The sequence below is a fragment of the Microcystis sp. M49636_WE2 genome (assembly GCF_030065375.1).
GTDB lineage: Bacteria > Cyanobacteriota > Cyanobacteriia > Cyanobacteriales > Microcystaceae > Microcystis > Microcystis aeruginosa_C.
In genome coordinates this window covers 1-2774 of sequence record NZ_JASJFG010000296.1, presented here as the reverse complement: position 1 = coordinate 2774, position 2774 = coordinate 1, and the positions used below count along the sequence as shown (strand labels likewise).

Genomic DNA, 2774 nt, shown 5'->3' with positions numbered 1-2774 from the left:
TTGATAAAATCGGGGGAGTGGCTAGAAACAAATACCTGACCCCCCTGATCGCTATAGTGGGCGAATTCTTCGGCTAGTTCTTTTAATAAAGTAGGATAAAGTTGGTTTTCTGGTTCTTCGACACAGAGTAGGGGATGAGGATTGGGATCGAATAGTAATATTAAATAAGCGAACATTTTCATAGTCCCGTCAGAAACATAGCGATCAATAAAAGGGTCTTTAAAGGCCTGATCTTGAAAACGTAAAATCAAGCGACCGTCTTCGGTTTCTTTGGCTTCCACAGAGGAAATACCCGGAACTCTTTGTTTCATTTTTTCGAGAATTTGCTGAAAAATTGTGGGATATTGTTGATAAATATATTGAGCAACTGTAGCTATATTGTCGCCAGTAGGGGATAAGTGTTCAGCATAAGATATTTCTTTACTTCCTCTAGCTTCGCTAATATGAAAGTCAGAAACGTGCCAATTTTCAATCAGAGAACGAAAGGCTGTAGCGGCTTTAAAACGTTGAAATTGTCCTAATCCTTTGATCGCTAGTATATCGTTAGATTCTAGCTGTTGTTCTTCTCGATCGAGTTCTTTATCTGGTTTACTAAAATCTTCTTCGTTGGTGATAGCATATCCTTGACCAAGTTGAAAATCTAAAAAATGAAAAGGTTTACCGTGTTCACCCCGTTTATAGCGAAGTATTTCGCGTTTGATAACAGGGCGATTTTTGTTTTGTCCAATTATAAGTATATAAGTAACCAGACGTTCTGTATCTAAGATTTTCATGCGAAATTGCAGCTCGATTTCAATATTTTCCTGTTCTTGACCTCTAGTGATAATTTCTCTATAACCGCCGCGAATTTGTAAGGCTTGGCGAATGTTGTTTTTGAGGGCATCTCGCAGAAACCCAAAAATATCAAATAGAGTAGATTTTCCCGTGCCGTTAGCTCCAATAATCACACAAAAAGGGGGAATATCTCTTATGTGTATGTTTTTAAACATACGATAGTTTTTTATTTTAATAGAAACAATTTTCATGATATAATCGAGCAGTTATAGTTTTTTTGATTATACGATTGATCAGGTGAAGATAACTGATCAATTAGCCAAAAAAGCCAGAGATTAGACTCTCTGGGAAATTGGGGTATAAATCAGCCGCCTGAGGAAGGGACAAGAAACCAGACTCAAGACAAGTTGCCCAAAATAGCGTAAATTGTCTATAAATTTGTTCAACGACTTAAATTAGTACAAATGTTTGACTGTATTATCATCGGTGCGGGACCAGCAGGAACGACGGCGGGTTATCATCTAGCTAAAAGGGGACGATCGATCCTGATCCTCGATAAAGCGAAATTACCCCGTTATAAACCCTGTGGTGGTGGGGTATCCCCAGCAATTAAGCAGTGGTTTGATTTTGACTTTACCCCCGTGATCGAGAATACCGTCACCCAAGTGGAGTTTACTTGGAAACAGGGGGATGCCGCCACCACTAAGTTAAATATGCTAGAACCGATGTGGATGGTACAAAGGGATCGTTTCGATGATTTTTTAGGTCAACAGGCGATCGCAGTCGGGGCAACTATCCAAGATAACAGCGAAGTTACCCAGATCAAATTCATCCAAGATCACTGGCAAGTTACCACATCCCAAGGAACATTTTCAGGCAAATATCTGATTGCTGCCGATGGTGTTAGGGGCAGTACCAGTCGCTGGTTAGGATTACCGGCGAAAAACCAAGCGATCGGGGCTACTCTGGAAATTACTAACGCAGAAGCGACTATTCCCCCCAAAAAAGCTTTTTTTGACTTTGGTTCCCTAAAAAATGGTTATATCTGGGCTTTTCCCAAGTCTAATGGTTACACAATTAGCGGTGCTTGTTTTAAGGGCAGCATCAAATCCGAGGAGCTAAAAAAACAACTGTTAAATTATGCCCATCAAAAAGGCTGGAATTTAGAGGATTATCGCTATAGTGAGTATGCTTTAGCCCTTTGGAACGGAAATCAACCGCTACACGCCCAAAATGCCCTAATTACAGGGGAAGCGGCGGGGATTCTCGATCCGCTCATCGGAGAGGGTATCCGTCCGGCAATTTTGACGGGAGTTAAGGCAGCCGAGGCGATCGATCGAGCTTTAGCCGGAGATAATCAGGCTTTAGCGGGCTATAGTCGGATAATTCGGGAAGAATGGGGGGAAGATATGGCTTTAGCGGCTAAATTAGCCGGTTTATTCTATCAATTTACCCAAATCGCCTACAATGTCGCCGTTAAACGGCCGATCGCCGGTCAACTGATGGGACGTATTCTCGTGGGAGATTTAAAATACCGGGATGTTACGGGACAAGCGATGCAACAATTGAAAAAGCTTTTACTGCCCGGATTCGGTTGGTGATAACACCTCGCGCACCAGGGTGGGGGTGACTCGATCGCTAATGGTGACTTGGCCGATTGCCGTTGGTAAAATAAATCTAACTTGACCATCTTTAACCTTTTTATCGGCAGTGAGAGCATTTACCATCTCATCGGCATTTAAAGGCGGCATACGGGTTTCTAAGGCGGCTTTTTCGATTAAATCGGTTTGACGTTGATTTTCCCCGGCGGTCCACATTCCCAGTTTAACAGCGATCGCTCCTGCCGCCACCATCCCCATGGCCACCGCTTCCCCGTGGTTAACGCTAGTATATCCCGTTAAACTTTCAATGCCGTGGGCGATCGTGTGACCATAGTTTAAGATCGCCCGCAAACCCGCTTCTTTTTCGTCTTTGCTTACCACATCTGCTTTAGCTTGGCA

At 42.9% G+C, this 2774-nt stretch carries 3 protein-coding genes; 1 reads left to right on the top strand and 2 read right to left on the bottom strand.

What is annotated here, in order from left to right; all coding sequences use genetic code 11:
• Positions 1–1025: AAA family ATPase (locus PX484_RS07080; RefSeq protein ID WP_353853214.1), on the bottom strand; the 1025-nt coding region annotated here is incomplete at its 3' end.
• 213 nt (positions 1026–1238) lie between these two features.
• Here PX484_RS07080 and PX484_RS07075 point away from each other — a divergent pair.
• Positions 1239–2375, top strand: a complete 1137-nt coding sequence (locus tag PX484_RS07075; RefSeq protein ID WP_002801561.1) for a geranylgeranyl reductase family protein — start codon at positions 1239–1241, stop codon at positions 2373–2375.
• Here the strand turns inward: PX484_RS07075 and PX484_RS07070 are convergent.
• The coding region (locus PX484_RS07070) for a 3-dehydroquinate synthase family protein (RefSeq protein WP_502882701.1) at positions 2352–2774 on the bottom strand (423 nt) is incomplete at its 5' end. The genes PX484_RS07075 and PX484_RS07070 overlap by 24 nt on opposite strands.

Excerpts from the sequence above, each read along its gene's own strand:
- PX484_RS07075 (WP_002801561.1), top strand. The coding sequence starts at position 1,239 with ATGTTTGACTGTATTATCATCGGTGCGGGACCAGCAGGAACGACGGCG.